General features: G+C 68.6%; 14 protein-coding genes and 3 pseudogenes. 11 read left to right on the top strand and 6 right to left on the bottom strand.

Annotation, left to right across the window (positions count from 1 at the left end):
- Nucleotides 1-38: 38 nt before the first annotated feature.
- Nucleotides 39-836, top strand: coding sequence for an ABC transporter ATP-binding protein (locus R2S09_RS31465; RefSeq protein WP_316744711.1), 798 nt, complete (start codon nucleotides 39-41; stop codon nucleotides 834-836).
- Nucleotides 823-1,281 (top strand): annotated as a pseudogene (locus tag R2S09_RS31460) (ABC transporter permease); the annotation flags it as partial. The gene R2S09_RS31465 and the pseudogene R2S09_RS31460, both read left to right, overlap by 14 nt.
- Here the strand turns inward: R2S09_RS31460 and R2S09_RS31455 are convergent.
- The 5 genes and pseudogenes from R2S09_RS31455 to R2S09_RS31445 form a co-directional block, all read right to left on the bottom strand.
- A protein-coding gene (locus R2S09_RS31455; RefSeq protein WP_399145091.1) for an IS5 family transposase occupies nucleotides 1,223-2,043 on the bottom strand; the annotation gives its coding sequence in 2 pieces (ribosomal slippage) (nucleotides 1,223-1,674 and nucleotides 1,674-2,043; 822 coding nt in all). The pseudogene R2S09_RS31460 and the gene R2S09_RS31455 sit on opposite strands and share 59 nt — an antisense overlap.
- Before the next feature lie 20 nt (nucleotides 2,044-2,063).
- Nucleotides 2,064-2,312, bottom strand: a complete 249-nt coding sequence (locus R2S09_RS40710) for a GAF domain-containing protein (protein WP_399145089.1) — start codon at nucleotides 2,310-2,312, stop codon at nucleotides 2,064-2,066.
- 30 nt (nucleotides 2,313-2,342) lie between these two features.
- Nucleotides 2,343-3,068, bottom strand: coding sequence for a PAS domain-containing protein (locus tag R2S09_RS31450; protein WP_316744662.1), 726 nt, complete (start codon nucleotides 3,066-3,068; stop codon nucleotides 2,343-2,345).
- Nucleotides 3,069-3,143: 75 nt separating this feature from the next.
- Nucleotides 3,144-3,323 (bottom strand): annotated as a pseudogene (locus R2S09_RS40705) (hypothetical protein); the annotation flags it as partial.
- Nucleotides 3,324-3,683: 360 nt separating this feature from the next.
- Nucleotides 3,684-4,385 (bottom strand): annotated as a pseudogene (locus tag R2S09_RS31445) (GlxA family transcriptional regulator); the annotation flags it as partial.
- Between the two features lie 137 nt (nucleotides 4,386-4,522).
- Between R2S09_RS31445 and R2S09_RS31440 the strand changes: the two are divergent.
- The 7 genes from R2S09_RS31440 (at nucleotide 4,523) to R2S09_RS31410 (ending at nucleotide 10,539) form a co-directional block, all read left to right on the top strand.
- Nucleotides 4,523-5,161 (top strand): HD domain-containing protein, encoded by a 639-nt coding sequence (locus R2S09_RS31440; RefSeq protein WP_316744661.1) that lies wholly within the window; start codon nucleotides 4,523-4,525, stop codon nucleotides 5,159-5,161.
- A gap of 85 nt (nucleotides 5,162-5,246) precedes the next feature.
- Nucleotides 5,247-6,458: an MFS transporter gene (locus tag R2S09_RS31435; protein WP_316744660.1), complete on the top strand. Its 1,212-nt coding sequence runs from the start codon at nucleotides 5,247-5,249 to the stop codon at nucleotides 6,456-6,458.
- Nucleotides 6,459-6,645: 187 nt separating this feature from the next.
- Nucleotides 6,646-7,536, top strand: a complete 891-nt coding sequence (gene sigJ / locus R2S09_RS31430) for an RNA polymerase sigma factor SigJ (RefSeq protein ID WP_316744659.1) — start codon at nucleotides 6,646-6,648, stop codon at nucleotides 7,534-7,536.
- A gap of 181 nt (nucleotides 7,537-7,717) precedes the next feature.
- Nucleotides 7,718-8,638: an NADP-dependent oxidoreductase gene (locus R2S09_RS31425; RefSeq protein WP_316744658.1), complete on the top strand. Its 921-nt coding sequence runs from the start codon at nucleotides 7,718-7,720 to the stop codon at nucleotides 8,636-8,638.
- Nucleotides 8,639-8,662: 24 nt separating this feature from the next.
- Complete coding sequence (locus tag R2S09_RS31420) at nucleotides 8,663-9,118, top strand: cupin domain-containing protein (protein WP_316744709.1); 456 nt, start codon at nucleotides 8,663-8,665, stop codon at nucleotides 9,116-9,118.
- Between the two features lie 126 nt (nucleotides 9,119-9,244).
- Nucleotides 9,245-9,703: a carboxymuconolactone decarboxylase family protein gene (locus R2S09_RS31415; protein WP_316744656.1), complete on the top strand. Its 459-nt coding sequence runs from the start codon at nucleotides 9,245-9,247 to the stop codon at nucleotides 9,701-9,703.
- Nucleotides 9,704-10,032: 329 nt separating this feature from the next.
- Nucleotides 10,033-10,539, top strand: coding sequence for a winged helix-turn-helix domain-containing protein (locus tag R2S09_RS31410; RefSeq protein ID WP_316744654.1), 507 nt, complete (start codon nucleotides 10,033-10,035; stop codon nucleotides 10,537-10,539).
- A 402-nt stretch (nucleotides 10,540-10,941) separates the two neighbouring features.
- Here R2S09_RS31410 and R2S09_RS31405 read toward each other — a convergent pair whose 3' ends face one another.
- Nucleotides 10,942-11,709 carry an SDR family oxidoreductase gene (locus R2S09_RS31405; protein ID WP_316744653.1) on the bottom strand — a complete coding sequence of 256 codons (768 nt, stop codon included), beginning with the start codon at nucleotides 11,707-11,709 and terminating at the stop codon, nucleotides 10,942-10,944.
- Nucleotides 11,710-11,977: 268 nt separating this feature from the next.
- On the opposite strand from R2S09_RS31405, the gene R2S09_RS31400 reads away from it, so the two are divergent.
- Together R2S09_RS31400 and R2S09_RS31395 are read left to right on the top strand one after the other, a co-directional pair.
- Nucleotides 11,978-12,256, top strand: a complete 279-nt coding sequence (locus tag R2S09_RS31400; protein ID WP_306188036.1) for an HD domain-containing protein — start codon at nucleotides 11,978-11,980, stop codon at nucleotides 12,254-12,256.
- A gap of 39 nt (nucleotides 12,257-12,295) precedes the next feature.
- The gene (locus R2S09_RS31395) at nucleotides 12,296-14,908 is read left to right on the top strand and encodes a SpoIIE family protein phosphatase (RefSeq protein ID WP_316744651.1); all 2,613 of its coding nucleotides are present in this window, start codon (nucleotides 12,296-12,298) and stop codon (nucleotides 14,906-14,908) included.
- Nucleotides 14,909-16,020 lie beyond the last annotated feature (1,112 nt).

Genomic DNA, 16,020 nt, shown 5'->3' with positions numbered 1-16,020 from the left:
GACGATCGGATCCGATGAGTACCCAGGAGGTGACGGCCATGGCCACCACGATCGCCAAGGCTGCCCAGGACGCCACGGCGGTGACGCGCGCCGCCCGTATCGAGCACGTCTCGAAGTCCTTCCCCGCCCCGGGCACGCCCGGCGGATCGCAGCTCGTGCTGGACGACATCACCCTCGACGTCGCACCGGGCGAGTTCGTCACCCTCCTGGGAGCCTCGGGCTGTGGCAAGTCCACGCTGCTCAACCTGGTCGCGGGACTGGACCGGCCGTCCGCCGGCTCGATCGACACGGATGGCCGGCCCGCCCTGATGTTCCAGGAACACGCCCTGTTCCCGTGGCTGACCGCGGGCAAGAACATCGAACTGGCCCTGAAGCTGCGCGGCGTGGCCAAGCCGGAGCGCCGACAGGAGGCGGAACGGCTGCTGGAACTCGTACGGCTGAAGGGCGCGTACGGCAAGCGGGTGCACGAACTGTCCGGCGGTATGCGGCAACGCGTCGCGCTGGCCCGTGCGCTGGCCCAGGACAGCCGGCTGCTGCTGATGGACGAGCCGTTCGCCGCGCTGGACGCCATCACCCGTGACGTACTGCACGACGAACTGACCCGCATCTGGCAGGAGACGGGCCTGTCGGTGCTGTTCGTGACGCACAACGTGCGCGAGGCCGTGCGGCTGGCACAGCGGGTGGTGCTGCTGTCCTCACGGCCGGGGCGCATCGCCCGGGAGTGGACGGTCGGCATTCCGCAGCCGCGCCGCATCGAGGACAGCGCGGTCGCCGAACTGTCCGTCGAGATCACCGAAGAACTGCGTGGGGAGATCCGCCGCCATGGCCAGCACTGACACCGGTGTCGACATCGGCAAGGACGGCCTGCCGGCCGCCGCGGAGCCCCGGGATCCGCACGATCTGACGCGGCTGGAGGCCGGGCTCGACGCGCTGGAGTCAGTGCAGGCCGGTCGTACGCCGCTGCGCGAGACGCTGATCCGCAAGGTGCTGCCGCCCGTCACCGCCGTCGCCCTGGTACTGGTGGTCTGGCAACTGCTGGTGTGGGCAAAGGTCGCCGTCGACTACAAACTGCCCTCGCCTTCCGAGGTGTGGGGCGAGGTCCGCGATGCCTGGGCCCAGGGCACGCTGCTCGGCTGCATCTCGACCAGCGTCTCCCGCGGCCTGCTCGGCTTCCTGCTGGCGCTCGCCATCGGTACGCCGCTCGGCCTCCTGGTCGCCCGGGTCAGCTTCGTCCGGGCGGCCATCGGCCCCATCCTGTCCGGCCTGCAGTCACTGCCGTCGTCGCGTCGTGCCCAGCGATGCGCAGGCGGCGGAAGCCGTGCAGCCAGGCGATAGTCCTTTCGACGACGTACCGGAAGATGCCCAGGCCGGTGCCGTGGGGCTGGCCTCGTTCGGCGATGACCGGGCGGATGCCGCGCTGCCACAGCAGGCGCCGGTACTTGTCGTGGTCGTAGCCGCGGTCGGCGAGCAAGGCGTCGGGGCGGTGCCGGGGCCGACCAACGGTCCCGGCAACGGACGGGATCTTGTCGACAAGAGGCAGCAACTGCGTGACGTCGTTGCGGTTCCCGCCGGTCAGCGACACCGCGAGCGGGATGCCCTGGGCGTCGGTGATGACGTGGTGCTTGCTGCCCGGCCGTGCGCGGTCGACCGGGCTGGGACCGCTTTTGGGCCCCTGCGAGCCGCCCGCACGTGGGAAGAGTCGATCACGGCCCGCGACCAGTCCAGCTTCTTCGCCGCCCGCAGCTTCTTCAGCAGCACCAGATGCAGCTGGTCCCACACGCCGGCCTCGTTCCAGGCGGCCAGGCGCCGCCAGCAGGTCATACCCGAGCCGAAGCCCAGCTCCTGCGGCAGGTACTCCCACTGAATGCCGGTGTGCAGCACGAACAAGATCCCGCACAACGCCTGCCGGTCCGGGACCCGCGGTCTGCCCTCGACCAGCTTCGGACCCGGCACGGGCAGCAACGGCTCGATCAGCGACCACAGTTCATCCGACACGATCCACGGCCGCGACTGACGATTCCCCACGACCAGACCAACGACCATCCAAGCTGAAAGTCACATGATCAACGGCTTCTGTTAGGACCTCTAAGGCCGCGCTGGAGAGCCAGCGCCGTCCTGCGCTCGCGGGTGTAACGGCGGGCGTTGTCGATGCAGACCGCAGCGCGCGCCGCCAGCTCCTCGGCGATCTGCAGGTCGTCGAATCCGTACGGCGCGGCTGAGGGAGCCAGTCGGGTGAAGAGGGCGACGCCGAGGTTGGTACCGCGAGCGCGGAGCGGCACCGCGATCAGCGACTGCGCGCGATTCCGAGCCACCCAGGCAGCCCGGTCGGGGTCGTGGGCCAGTCAGCGGGTGATCTCCGGCTCCCCGATCTGGTGCACGCTGCCGTGGCCGGTGGCCAGGCACCGGACCGGCGGTGAGAACTCCGGGTAGCGGGCGAGCTCGCCGACTGTGACCGCGGGCTTCACACCGGAGCGGATGGCTGTGCGCCGCAGCAGCAAGGGCCCGTTGACAGGGATCGGCGGGGGCTCGTCGCCGCGCAGGACGGCGTCTAGGAGATCGACGGAGACGAACTCCGCCAGGGCAGGCACGGCTACGTCGGCCAGCTCCTGGGCGGTCCGGGGCACGTCCAGGCTGCTGCCGATACTCCTGCTGGCCTCGTTGAGCAGCGCCAAGCGCTCACGGGCCGCGTACTGCTCGGAGAAGTCCAAGGCGGCCAGCTGCACGCCGTGCACCAGTCCGAGGGAGTCCTTGAGCGGGGTGAAGTGGACGATCCAGGCGTGCGCGTGAGGCTCTCCCGGGACTCTGACGTAATTCTCGATGTGCTCGGGCTCACCGGTCTGCAGCACACGATCGACAGATCGCTCGGGAGCCTGGAAGCCCTGATCCGGCATGTGCTCAGTGATCCGGAGCTCCCGAAGCTCCCGCTCGGAGGCGGCCAGTTGCTTGGCCATGGGCTCGTTGACGCGAAGGAATCGGCCCTCGGAGTCGTAGATCGCCAGAGAAAACGGGGACTGGTCGAACGACCAGCGGATCAGTGGGTCCGTGTCGCGCTCCGTCCCCTCCCGCACCCGGACTCCCTCCAGCAGCCAACCGGCCCGACCGTCACCCAGGGGCAGCGGGCACACGCGCAACCGGCACTCCATCGCGCTGCCATCCTGGTGGCGGAGTGCCACCAGCCCGGTCCAGCCCTCCTGCCGGGCGAATCGCTCACGAGCAGCCGCGGGGAGGGCCGACGCGAGGAGCTCTGCCGCAGGCAGACCGACAGCCTCGGCGGCGGAGAGCCCGAGCAACTGCTCCGCACCGGTGCTCCAACAGGTCAGCACACCGTCCGGAGCCGCCACTGCCAGAGCCCCAGCGGCGGGAACCAAGTCACCAGGGCAGCGCTCCGGTGGATCCACAGTCGCTCACCTCCCCTTCGAGTCCCCTGCCGATTCCAGGATCTCTCGGTCCTGTAGCTGGTTCCCGTCAAGCGATCGCACGCGTGGGACGGCGCTGCCGGACGGCTGGCCGGCTGGGTCTCATGGCCTGCGTGTAATGGTGGCCGCGGCAGGACGCACGGCAGGTTGCGGCCGCCGGTGACGGCCAGACCGGCAACGGCCCACGGGCCCAGGCGTACTCCGGCGCGATGCACTGCACGTCGGCGGGCGCGGGTGAGCTCGGCATCTTGCGGGACGGCCGTGGCGTTCGCCGAGTGAGTGGTTTCCCCGGGATTCGCCGTGATCAAGTCGGTGATTCTGCGGAGCGCCGGAGACCGGGGCGGCGGTCCTTGCAGTGGGGCGGAGAACTGCGACTGGCCGCCCGAACGCTGCAAATAGACCACCAGGGCGCGGGCGACGTCGCGGGTGAGATCAGGGCCGTGATCCTCCTCGACGAGTGCCAGTGCCAGGTCGATGCCGGCGGTCACGCCCGCCGAGGTGTAGGTGGTGCCGTCACGGACGTAGATCGCGTCGGGTTCGACGCGGCTGGCGCGGCAGCGGACGGCGAGTTCCTGCGCGACCTTCCAGTGCGTGGTCGCGCGCTTGCCGTCCAGGAGTCCGGCGGCGCCGAGGACGAATGCTCCGGTGCAGATGGACGCGACCCGGTGCGCCCGGCCCGCCAGCGTTCGCACGGCCTCGATCAGATCACGGGGGACAGGCGTGCGCGGGTAGAGGTCTGCGCCGGCCACCAGGAACGTGTCGGGAGCAGTCTCTGTGGCGGCGGTGTCGACCGAGATCCGGATCCCGATGGACGAGGTGACATCGGCACCGGTCGGTGACACCAGAACCATCTTGTAGTCGGCGCCGAGCCGGTTCGCTTCCCCGAACACCTCCGCGGGGCCGACGACGTCCAGGAGTTTGACCCCCGTCGTAGACGAGGATCGCGACCCGATGCGTGGCGGAGCCCACAACCCCGCTGCCCGCCTGTCCGGATTCGGGTGACTCATGGCCGGACCGAGGGAGCGCCGGACGCCGGGTGGTCGGCAGGGTGGAAGACGGACGCACCGTCCATTCGTAACACACCGATACCGGAAGGAGCAGAGGTCATGAGCAAGATCATCGCGGGGGTGGAGATTCCTGAAACGGCGGCGGTCGCCGAGGCCACCCGCCTCATGCAGGAGATGACCAGCCCCCTCATCTACCACCACTCCCGGCGCGTTTTCGCCTTCGGCGCCCTGCACGCTCACCGGCTCGGCCTGAAGCCCGATCCGGAGCTTCTCTACCTGTCCGCCATGTTTCACGACACCGGCCTCTTGACGCCGTTTTCCGACGTCGAGCAGCGCTTCGAGGTCGATGGAGCCGACCACGCACGCAAGTTCATGCTCGACCACGGCTTCCCGGCCACGGCCGCCGACGTGGTGTGGACGGCGATCGCGCTGCACACGACCCCGGGAATCCCCGGCCGGATGGGCCCGGAGATCGCCATCACGTACTTCGGGGTTCTGACGGACGTACTCGGCGTCGGTCTGGACGAGCTGGATCGCAGCCAGGTGGACGAAATCATCGCCGCCCATCCGCGGGGCGACTTCAAGAACGAGTTCCTGCAGGCCTACGTCGACGGACTCAAGCACCGCCCCGAGACCACGAACGGAACCGTGAACTCGGATGTGCTGGAGCACTTCGTTCCCGGCCTCCGTCGCACCACCACGGTCGAGCGCATGCTGGGCGCTCCCTGGCCGAGCTGATCAGGACCCCAGAAGAGGCAACGTGATGAAACGTGCGAGTCGCTCCCGCGACGGGCGTCGTCTCGGACGAAGTCCGGCTTTCGCCGTGCTGGCCTGCGCCAATGTGGTGATGATGGCCACGGCAAGTGCACCGTCACCGATCTACCCGCTGTACCGGGAGCGGTGGGGCCTGACGGTCACGATGCTGACAGGGATCTTCTCGGTGTATGTCGCGGGTCTGCTCGGCGCGTTGTTGACGGTCGGATCGCTGAGCGACCACCTGGGGCGCCGCCCTGTGCTGGTCGCCGCCCTTCTGGTGGCGGCGACCAGCACGGCCATCTTCTGGACGGCCGACGGCGTCGTCTCTCTCCTGTTCGCCCGGGTCGTGCAGGGCATCGCCACGGGGACGGCCACGGGCGCTCTTGCCGCCGGACTGGTCGACCTCTCACCCGAGCGACGTCCGCAGCTGGGGCCGACGACGACAGCAGTGGGCACGAGTATCGGCATGGCCACCGGTGCCGGAGTCGTGGGATTGCTGGTTCAGTCGACTTCACGTCCCGATGTGTATGTCTTTCCGGTCCTTACGCTGACCTTCGTCGTTTTGGCCGCGGTCGTCCTCAGGATCCCTGAGACACCGGCCCCGCTAGCGTTTCGGCTGGCGTTGTTGCGGCCGAGAGTCCGGGTTCCTCGGGAGGTCCGGCCGGCGTTCCTCGCCTCGATTCCCACCCTTGTCGCGGGGTGGGGCGTCACGGGTCTGTTCCTTTCGCTCACTCCGTCACTCGTGAGCAACGTCCTGCATGTGCGGTCCGGTGCTGCGGGCGGGCTCAGCATCGCGGCGCTTTTTCTGGCCAACAGCGTGGGCGGGGTGTGGTCCGTTCGGCATACGGCACGGCTCGCCACCTTGCTGGGGGCGGTTCTCCTGACTCTGGGTGCGTCCGCACTGGCGGTGGCCATCGCTGACGCGTCGCTGGTCGTATACGTGGGCGGATCGGTCGTGGCGGGTCTGGGCGTCGGCCTGACGTTCAACGGCAGCCTCCGCGCCATCAGCGCGGTCACCACCGTGAAGTCGCGGTCGGAGGTCTTCTCGGCCGTGTACGTGATCAGCTATGCGGCGGTGAGTCTTCCGGCCCTCGCGGCCGGGGTCGCGGCGCCCTCATGGGGGCTGGAGACCACGGGCTATCTGTACGTCGGCTTCGTCGGGGCGCTGTCCTTTGGTGCGGCCCTGCACGCCGGACGATCGCGTGCTTACCGGCCGATGGGAGACCCGATGCGGACGGCCGGGGAATGCGAGCCTCGCAGCGAACTGACCCGCTCCTGAGCCTGCCGCATCGAGTCCCTTCCGGGTGGGGTTGCCCCAGGGAGAGTGGCCCCACCATGAAACACCGCCGTACGCCGACAGCAGCCCCGGAGCAGCTTGATCACGACTTACGACCGCCGTGTCAGAGCGGACGTCCTGAGCTCGGGAACTACGCTGGCTCCGCAGGCTGGAGGAGGTTGCGATCCGTATGGGTGATGGGCACGGGCCCGGGCGGTCTGAGCAGGAGGGCCTGCTCGGAGCCGAATGGGAGAGGCACCGGCCCGCGGTCTTCGGAGTGGCCTACCGGCTGCTGGGGACTGTGGCCGATGCCGAGGATGTCACCCAGGACGTGTGGCTGCGGGCGGCCGGAGCGGCTCTGCAGGAAATCGATGATCTGCGGGCCTGGCTGGTGACGGTGGCCGCGCGACGGTCGTACGACATCATCAAGAGCGCCCGCTTCCGCCGGGAGACCTATGTCGGGCCGTGGCTGCCGGAGCCGCTGCTGACAGGGCCGGACGCGTCGCAGCCGGTACTCGTCGACGAGTCCGTCAGCTCGGCGATGCTGCTGATCATGGAAGAGCTGAGCCCGCCGGAGCGGGTGGCCTTCGTCCTGCACGATGTCTTCGGCCTGGAGTTCGGCCGGATCGCCGAAGTGCTGGACGTCTCCGTGCCGGCCGCCCGGCAGCTCGCCTCGCGGGCACGTCGGCGGGTGGCCAAGGCGAAGCAGTCCACATCTCGGGCGTCGAAGGCGGAGCACGAACGGGTCCTCCAGGTCTTCCGTGCCGCCTACGAGGCCGGGGACCTGGCCGGCCTGGTCAGGCTCCTGCACCCGGACGCGGTCTACGTCACCGACGGCGGCGGCAAGATCTCGGCGGCACGCAAGCTCATTCACGGCGGCGAGCGCGTCGCCGAGGTCATGGTGCGTACGGGGCGCCAGTGGCGCCCCGACCGCATCGACTTCGCGGAGGTCGGCGGCGAGCTGGCGCTCGTGTTCCACCGGCAAGGCCGCATCTACTCCGTCGACACGGTACAGATCACAGACGGTCTGATCACCGCGTACCGCAGGGTCCTCAACCCCGACAAACTCGTGCACGTCTGAGCTGTCACACACGGAGGGGCTACCTCGTCTCCCTGCCGAGAACGCATAACGGGCGACGAAGGAATACGCGCGAGCAGGTGAGATCAATCATGCAGAACGGCATACATCCACCTGCAGCCGCTATGAGCCCCGCGCGCGAGTGCGCTGTGCACTCGGGTTGCCCCTTCCAGTAAGGATCTGTATGCAAGCCATCACTGTGCGAGACCGTGACGCTGGTCTTGCCGGGATGTCCTTGACGGACATTCCCTACCCTCACGCGGCCGAGAACGACGTCATCGTGAGGGTGCACGCCGCCGGCTTCACCCCTGGCGAGCTGGACTGGCCCGCCACGTGGACCGATCGCGCCGGCCGCGACCGGACGCCGAGCGTGCCCGGGCACGAGCTGTCCGGTGTCGTCGTGGAGCTGGGGTACGGCACCACCGGCCTGAGCGTCGGACAGCGGGTGTTCGGCCTGGCCGACTGGACCCGCGACGGCGCCCTCGCCGAGTACACCGCGGTGGAGGCCCGCAACCTCGCCCCGCTGCCGGCGGACGTCGACCACACCGTGGCCGTCGCACTGCCCATCTCGGGGCTGACCGCCTGGCAGGGCCTGTTCGACCACGGCCGCCTCACCACAGGCCAGACCGTCCTGATCCACGGTGCCGCGGGCGGCGTCGGCTCGATCGCGGTACAGCTCGCCCGCGAGGCCGGCGCCCGCGTCATCGGCACCGGCCGCGCCTCCGGCAGGGACAGGGCACTCGCACTCGGCGTCGACACCTTCATCGACCTGGAGGCCGAGAAGCTGGAGGACGCCGGCGAGGCCGACGTCGTGTTCGACGTGATCGGCGGCGACATCCTCGACCGCTCGGCCGCCCTCGTCCGGGCCGGTGGCACGCTCGTCTCCATCGTCATGCCGCCCAAGGTCCAGCCCAAGGCCGGGCGGGCAGTCTTCTTCGTCGTCGAACCCGACCGCGCCCGGCTCGCCGACCTGGCCACACGGCTCAGGGACGGCCGGCTCAAGCCGGTCGTCGGTGCTGTGCGGCCCCTCGCCGAGGCAGCCGACGCGTTCGCCCCCGGCAAACGCACCCCCGGCAAGACGATCATCCGCGTCACGGAAGACTGAATAAGGAGACCCATCGTGATCGGAATGCGAATCGCCACCGGCCTGCTGGCTGCGGCCACGCTGACCGGGACCACGGCCTGCTCGGCCTCCGACCAGCCCGCCCACGCCAAGGCGCAGGCGACGGTCGCAGCATCGACGCGCCCCGTCGAAACCTTCACACCGCTGCTCCAGCAGGACCTTCCGAATGTGAAGGGTAAGACGTTCACCTCAGCGATCGTCGCCTTCCCGCCCAACGCAAGCGCGCTGCCGCACCGGCACGGCCAGGCGTTCGTCTACGCCTACGTCCTCGAAGGCACCGTGCGCAGCCAGCTCGACGGCAAGCCCGTGACTACCTACCACCAGGGCGAGAACTGGGTCGAGCAGCCGGGCGCCCACCATGTCCTCACCGAGAACACCAGCCGGACCAGGCCGGCAAAGCTCCTGGTCGTCTTCGTCTCCGACACCGGCGCCAAGCTCAAGGTCGACGACCCGAAGTCGTAACCCCCGGGGCATGCAGCGGGGCGGCAACACCCTTCACGAGCCCCGCCCCTGCCGGAGCGCGCCCCATCCACCACCAGACGTGCCCGACAAGCGCGGCGCGGACCACACGAAGGAAGCAAAGGAACCATGACCGATCCTCAGCGCGTCAACATCGGCGAGCAGCACCCGGCCGCCTACAAGACCCTCATCGCCCTGTCGGCGGAGGTGGAGAAGGCCGCCGCCGCAGCGGGCCTCGACCCGCTCCTGGTCGAGCTACTGAAGATCCGCACCTCCCAGATCAACGGTTGCTCGTTCTGCCTGCGCATGCACACCCGTGACGCCCTCAAGAAGGGCGAGAACCCCGACCGTATCGCGGTGCTGCCCGCCTGGGCAGAGACCGGCTACTTCTCCGAGACCGACCGCGCCGCCCTCCGCCTGACCGAGGCGATCACACGAGTGCCGGACGGACACGTCAGCGACGAGGACTTCAACGCCGCCGCGGCCGTACTCACCGCAGACCAGGTCTCGGCAGTCGCCTGGCTGGCAACCGTGATGAACGCCTTCAACCGCGTCGCGATCACCAGCCGGTACCCCGTCGGCAGCTGACCTCGACGGCGCTAACCGCGGTGATGGGCGCTGCCGAAGCCTCCACGTCGTGCAATTGCTGGTGCAATCAGCCGGGCGGCTTGTGCGAGCCGCCCCGGCTCGCACAAGGCGGAGGCATCCGACGACGTACGCACGTGCACGGGGAACAGCCAGGGAGCGGATCGCGCCCCCGCTTGTCCGGGCGGAAGGTGCCGTACGGGTTGACGTTGGGCCTGAACAGGGCGGTCAGACCGCGCCGGTCCTCGTCCGCCGGCTTCTTCGCCACTCTGTCTCGGCCAGAACCTGCTGGAACAGCAGCGGTTTGACGTGCACGTGGCTGCCTGGCGCAGGTGCAGGGACGGCATCGACGTTTCCGGCTTGCTCCTGGTACCCCGCTGATCGGCCGGAAGTGCCACTTCTCGTACGGCGTCTCCGTCGTCACGCGGCTGCTGCACCGCACGGGCTACAGCGTGCAGATGACCGCCCGGCCAAACCGGGCCTGCCCGCCGGCCTGTGCTGCCGGCTGCGCCGGCACGCGGGTTGCAAGGGCGGGCGCCGCGCTCTCACCAAGAGCGACTACATCCCGCCTGGACGACGCCCACCATCTGCTGAAGGCCCTGATCGTGGTGTGGGGCCGACTGGGCACTCACTGTGCTGCGTGGCCTGGCGTCTGTGCCGGGATCGCCCGCGATGCGGCGGCTGACCGTCCAGGGCGACGACCGCCCGCTGCGGGTCACACCCGCTTCCCCGAGGCGCTGGCCGCTCTGGCCCAGCGTGCCGCCCGCCGGCACCGGAACGTGCTCGCCGCGGCGGTGCCCGGTTGTCCTGGGCGGTCGAGTGGACCACCGAATCGCTGAGAGCCCTGCCGACGACCCTCGCAACCGCAAGTGACGGCGGCGATCTGGGACATGTGCGGACCCGCCGGGGAGCACCACACGGCCGAGCTGACCAACCTCTTGTACCGCGACCGCCGTTCCTATGGTCGTCGACCACACTGCCGGAGGAGTTCGCGCCTGTGGAATCGGGTCAAGGCGGTGTCGCCCGGACCGGTCCGCACGCCGGGCTGGACAGACAACTGCCGACCGGCACACGGCGTGGTCGCCGCGTTCGGCGTCGCACGGGAGCGAGCATGTACTCGCCGAGGGCGTGCCGAAAGCATGGGTGCCGTGCTCGGAGGGATGGCCGAGGCCGACGAGTTCGCCTCAGCCGTCGCATTTCTGCTGGGGCCTGATGCCCGGTGGATCAGCGCAAAAGCGTATTCAGATGAGTTCGAGGCCTCCGTCGATCGTGAGAACCTGGCCCGTCAGCCACGTTGCGGTGGGATCTGCGAAGTGGACGACCCAGGACGCGACTTCCTCCGGTTCTCCCCTCCTCCCCAGAGGGATCCGGGATGCCTGCTCCTTCTTGACCTTCATCACCTCCTCCTCCGTGAGTCCGCTGACGTACAGAGCCTCGCTCTCGGTCGGACCGGGGGCAATGGCATTCACTCTGATCCCGTCCCTGGACAGCTCGACCGCCCAGGTCCGCGTCAGCTGTTCCAGGGCGGCCTTGGTCGCCCCGTAGTGGGCACCACCCGGGTGGGGGCGATGGCCGTAGGTGCTGGAGATGTTGATGATCGAGCCCTTGCTGCGACGCAGGTGAGGCAACGCTGCCTGGGAGATCATGGTGGGTGCGATGACGTTGAGGTCGAACAGGTCGGTGATGCGCGAGCGTGTCACCTCGTCGAACGAGACACGTGCGGTGGCGCCGGCGTTGTTCACCACCACGTCAAGCTGCTTCCACCGGTCGATCGCCGTACCGATGATCAGCTCAGGAGCATGCTCCAAGCGCACGTCCGTGGCGAGAGTCTCGATGCCGGGGTGCATGGCGGCAGTCTCCTCCAGGGCCACCTGGCGCCGTCCGACACCGAGGACGTGCGCCCCCGCTTCGGCCATCGCGACCGCCGTTGCTCGGCCGATCCCAGTGCCGGCTCCGGTGACGATGACGACGCGGTCATGAAGGGGTCGGGCGTGCTGGTGTTCCATCATGTGTCTTCCTCTTGCTGTACGACTGGCGTCAGGACACGACCGCCCGGCAAACATCGCCGCAGTCGGTTGTCCACGATGGGGACGTCCAGGACTTTCATCCGCCATGGACGAGGATCGCACCCGATGCGTGGCGGAGCCCACAACCCCGCTGCCCGCCTGTCCGGATTCGGGTGACTCATGGCCGGACCGAGGGAGCGCCGGACGCCGGGTGGTAGGCAGTGTGGAAGACGGATGCACTGTCCAACTGATACCGGGAGGAGCAGAGGTCATGAGCCAGATCATCGCGGGGATGGAGATTCCTGAAACGGCGGCTGTCGCCGAGGCCACCCGCCTTACGCAGGAGATGACCAGCCCGCTCATCTACCACCACTCCCGGCGCGTTTTCGTCTTCGGCGCCATTCATGCTCACAAGCTTGGCGTGGACCCCGACCCGGAGCTTCTCTACTTGTCCGCCGTGTTTCACGACACGGGCCTTATGACGCCGTTTTCCAACGTGGAGCAGCTCTTCGAGGTCGATGGGGCTGATCACGCATCGAACCACGTCTGACGAGTCGAGATCACCGCCGCAGCCACCGTCGGGGGCGGTGTGAACGGACTGCTGGCCCCCGTGCCTGGTAGCTCGATCACTCCTGCTCTGGATTTGTCCATCCACCAGACAGCCGAGCAGTTGGGGGGACCACATCGCCGGGGGACACAGAAGGGAGAAGCGGTGGGCAGTTCCGCAGCGACAGCAGTCTCCGAGGCTCAGACGGCCATCAAGAGAGTCCGCCCAGCGATAGCTCTCCTGGACGAGCAGGGGACGGTGGTCGGATGGTCACAGGCCGCTCAGCAGCTCGTGGGCTATTCGGCCATGGAGGTGGTGGGGCGGCCCGCCGGTGTCCTGTTGGTGGCCGCCGACGACCGAGCAAGGGCTTCACAAGCCGCACGAGAGAGCACCCTCCGGGGCTGCTGGTCCGACCTTGCGCAGGTGCGCCACCGCGACGGCCGCAGCATCGACGTGTTTCTGTGCGTGTCATCGCTGTCCGGGCATGACGGCCGGGACTGGTGGGTGGTCTGCGCGGCCGACAAGGCTTCGCTTCCCGCGTGGCCGGCCAAGGTCACAGCGGCGGAGCCGCTCCACGCTGGGCTGCCGCTGCCGAGCCGCCTGCCGATCGGCGTCGTCATACGGGACACGCACCTACGCTGCATCCAGGCGAACGACACCCAGGGCTCCAAGGACGGCATCCCTCTCCACAAGCGGCTGGGCCGCAGGCTGACGGAGGCGGCGCCCGGGGCGAAGGCCGAAATGGTGGAGGCAGTGATGCACCAGGTGCTGGAGAGCGGCGACCCGGCGATCGACGTGGACTACCAGGCTTTCCTGCCGGCCAATGTGCGAAGCAACCGGATGTTGACGGCGTCCTACGTCCGCCTCGACGACGCGCAGGGGCGCGCCCTGGGCGTGTGCGTCGTGAGCGTGGACGTCACCGACAGCTGGCGGGCGCGAGAGCATCTGGCAATCCTCGGCGAGGCCAGCAGGCGCATCGGCACCACTTTGGATGTCATGCAGACCGGGCAGGAACTGGCCGACCTAGCCGTGCCGCTCCTCGCGGACTACGCCACCGTCGATCTGGCGGAGTCGGTCCCACTCGGCGAGGAGCCCTTGGCCCATCTCAGCCCACAGGGCGGGCGGATCCCCGTCTTCCGCCGTGCGGGCCTGGCCTCGATCCACCCGGGAACGCCGGAGTCTCTGTTCGCTCGCGGAGAGCCGGTCTTCGTTCCGCCCACTTCGCCCTTCACCGGCGTCCTGCGCTCCGGGAAATCCCACTTCGAGCCCCTACTGGACGCATCCCCCGGCACATGGCTGGATCACCACGACGCGGCGCGGGCGCAGAAGCTCCGCGAGCACGCCATGCACTCGTTGATGATCGTTCCGATCAAGGCGCGGGGCGCAATGCTGGGTGTGGTGGTGTTCGTGCGGACCAAGGACGCCAGGCCGTTCGAGGAGGACGACCTGCTCTTGGCGGAGGAACTCGTCAACTGGGCAGCGCTGGCCCTGGACAACGCCCGCCAATACGTGCGCGAACGCTCCGCGGCTCTCGCCCTGCAGCGACTGCTGCTCCCCCACCGCCCCACAGGCGGTTCTGCCGCTGATGTGGCCTGGCGCTACCTGCCGGCTGACAGCCACCACGGCATCGGGGGTGACTGGTTCGACGTGATCCCCCTCTCCGGCGCCCGCGTCGCCCTGGTGGTCGGCGACGTGGTCGGACACGGCATCAATGCGGCGGCGAAGATGGGACAACTCCGCACCGCCATGCGCACCCTCGCCGACATGGACATGCCTCCCGACGAAGTACTGTCCCGCCTCGACGATCAGGTCATCCGCCTCACCGAGGCGGAAGCCGAGCCCCGGCACCAGGCCGCCACCGCGATGGCCGCCACGTGCCTGTACGCCGTCTACGACCCGGTCACCCGAACCTGCACCATGGCACGGGCCGGTCACCCTCTGCCCGCGATCATCGATCCTTACGGCCACGTCACCTTCCCCGACCTGCCCACCGGAGCACCGCTCGGCCTCGGACTGGTCCCCTTCGAGTCCGTAACCTGGGAACTCGCCGAAGGAAGCGTGCTCGCCCTCTATACCGACGGTCTCGTCGAGGTCCGCGACCAGGACATCAGCGCCGGCATGAACCGCTTGCGCGCGGCGCTCGCACGGCCCGACCTCGCACTGGACGATCTGTGCTCTTCCGCAGTGGACACACTGCGGGCCCAGCCGCCGAGCGACGATGTCACTCTGCTCCTCGCACGGACCCGCTCGCTGAACGCAGACCAGGTCGCCTCCTGGCAGTTCCCCAGCGACCCCGCCATCGTCGGCCGTGCCCGAACCCTCGCTACCCGGCAACTCACCCAGTGGGGGCTAGAACAGCTGGCCGAGTCCACGGAGCTGATCGTCAGCGAACTGTTCACCAACGCCATCATCCACGGCAGCAGCGACTGCAACGGCGACCGCACGATCGGCCTACGCCTCATCCGACACGAGACGCTGACCTGCGAAGTCTCCGACGCCAGTAACAGCCACCCGAGTGCGCGCCACGCCCGCACCACCGACGAACACGGCCGCGGCCTCTTCCTCGTCAATCAACTGTCCCGCCGATGGGGAACCCGCCACACCTCGGACGGCAAAATCATATGGGCTGACCAGCAACTGCCAACCAGTGCGTGAAACCACTGGGTCTGTACGGTGCAGGCACAGACGAACCCGCCCTCGTTCCTGTCCTCAACCCGGCGGCAACGCGCGGGTTCAGCGGTTCGCCCGCCAGTCCAGCATGGGTGAAGCGACTGTCGGCACCGTTCACGCCTAGCTCGACGACGTGTCTGCGACTGCTCTCCCCGGAGCTCGGATCGGACCTGACGCACTAACGGTGACGCTCCGTCACCACCGAATGTGAGCCAGGGCCGTTAGGTTTACACTCCGCCATCGCGCCAGCCATGCCGCCGAGCCAAACAAAAACACAACCAGCCGACGGGGGCTTCGTCACACTGCTAGCTGTCACGGGCGAGTCACAAACCCCGTGGACACCCTCTCGGCGCAGGAGCCCGAACCTAGACATATGTGCCCGCACAGGACTGGATGGACGCCAGCGGTATTGCAGGGTGTTCGGGGGTGTCTCACTCACGCCCCAGACCCTCTCACGTCTCACGACTGCCCCTATGACGAGGGTTGCGGCTGCACAGGTCTGACCAGGTGGTAGACCTCCCGGGACGCGTAGCGCTTGAGGCTTCGGACTATCTCGCGCTGAGTATTGCTCTCCCTGCTGCGGCGTTCGCAGTACTCCTGGGTACGCGGGTCGACGCGCAGGCGGGTCTGCACGCACCGCCCCCGGCCGGTCGTCGACACAGTGTGAGCAGGACACTTCCGGTCAGGCATCTCAGGAGTCAGACCCCGCCGCAGGACAGCACCCACCTACCGTTCTCCTTCCATCCGGCTTGCAGCCACGTCAGCTCGTTCGTTCGGGCGAATCGAGCCGAAGCACCGGTCGTCTACCAACGGAACTGACACCATGCCGCCGTCGTACGTCACTTCGAGTCGAAGGCGGACCATTGGAACGGCAGGTCAACGAGCGACAGCTCTCAGTGCTGCAGTGGGCGGAAGCCGGGTGCCCTGCCGGCGCATGGGAGACCAACTCCTACAAGACCACCTGCCAGGCACTGCACCACCGTGGCCTGGTCACGGTCTCCCGGAAGGCCGGGCAGGGGTGTCGACACGGTCGGCGACCACCTCCCGCACGAGGATCGACCTCTTCAGACAATGCCGCGGAGTTAACCCGCCGCGGT

The sequence above is a fragment of the Streptomyces sp. MK7 genome, from assembly GCF_032658145.1.
In the GTDB taxonomy this organism is placed as follows: Bacteria; Actinomycetota; Actinomycetes; order Streptomycetales; family Streptomycetaceae; genus Streptomyces; species Streptomyces spiralis.
The sequence above is the reverse complement of the archived record's forward strand: the minus strand, read 5'-3'. Positions and strand labels throughout refer to the sequence as shown.